The organism is Priestia sp. P1_B12_1 (genome assembly GCF_056406695.1).
In genome coordinates this window covers 1-1,205 of the sequence record NZ_JBFTZR010000061.1, presented here as the reverse complement: position 1 = coordinate 1,205, position 1,205 = coordinate 1, and the positions used below count along the sequence as shown (strand labels likewise).

At 34.4% G+C, this 1,205-nt stretch carries 2 protein-coding genes; both read right to left on the bottom strand.

The features are described from left to right. Positions 1-264 precede the first annotated feature (264 nt). On the bottom strand, positions 265-390 hold the full coding sequence (locus tag AC1D0Y_RS29520; RefSeq protein WP_477708449.1) for a hypothetical protein: 126 nt from the start codon (positions 388-390) through the stop codon (positions 265-267). A 6-nt stretch (positions 391-396) separates the two neighbouring features. Next, positions 397-966: a hypothetical protein gene (locus AC1D0Y_RS29515; protein ID WP_477708448.1), complete on the bottom strand. Its 570-nt coding sequence runs from the start codon at positions 964-966 to the stop codon at positions 397-399. Between the last annotated feature and the right edge of the window lie 239 nt (positions 967-1,205).

The following is a 1,205-nucleotide window of genomic DNA, read 5'->3' as shown; positions in this document are numbered from 1 at the left end:
ACTACAAAAGAGAGAAGAGCATAAGGGGTTTTTGCTATCACACGGGGTGATAGGCTAGGCAGAGCCTAGCAAAACCGTGATATCACGAAAACCTCTAAAGTGTGAACCTGCTGTTGACCTAAACTCCTCTATGTGAACCTACTGTGAACCTCAAAAAAACACATGTTGACCTACTGTTGACTTGTGTTTTTTCACTTCATAGCTAAATCTTGTTGCTTTTCATTCAATTTTTGAAGCTTTTCTTGTAAGCTTTTTTGTTTATCTTTATAGAGCTGAATGAATGCTTGCATCACTCGATTGAATGGCATCCTTTTTCATCGCAATTTTTGATTCTGTATCAGCTTTTTCCTCTTCCACTTGGTACTTCATGTCACGTTGTAATTCGTTCATTTCTTGTTACGTTTGACGCTTATGTTTAGCTTCTACTGTGATTGCTTTTTCATAGTTTTTCATTTTCTTTTTAACAAATTGTTTCTCTAAATCATTGACCAAAAGCGCATATTCTTGTTTGCTTTTTGTTCCTTTTCCTTCTTCACTTTTTGTTTTTCGTTGGTCAGAATAGAGTGTTGTAATTAACGCATGAGCATCTATTTCCTCTGTTGAATCTGTTTCTGAATCACTCGTTACATCATCTACGTTTACCGTTTCTTTTTCTTCATTTTCTTGATACAGATCAAAGGCAAGTGCTTCCCAATTTGAAGACAAATCGCTGATTCTTACGACATAATAGCCATCGTCTTCATACAATAAATGAACAGGCAATTTGATGTTTGGATTCGCTTTTTCTTGTGCCACAAAGCTTACTTCTTCTTCATCTGTTTGATCCATTTTGATGACCATATCCAGTGAGCTATTAGCCGCATGGTACACACGATTTTCAATGGTTACGGTTCCTGTTATGTTAGCAGAAACCGCCTCGTATAGATTTATAGTTAGTTTTTTAGCGCTAGTAAAACTTAAGTTCAACTTATTACTCACTTAATATAGTTTCTTAATAACATCTCCCTCTTTAGTTAAACTTTAGTTAAACCTGACATTAATTAATCACAGATTTATAGTCAGATTTCTAAAGTGTAGTTGAAGATAAGTTCAACTTAACAGTTACTTACTATAGATTCACAGTTAGATTTCATCTCTTTAGYCTTCTYCAATTCAAACTTAACAGTTACTTACTATAGATTCACAGTTAGATTTCATCTCTTTAG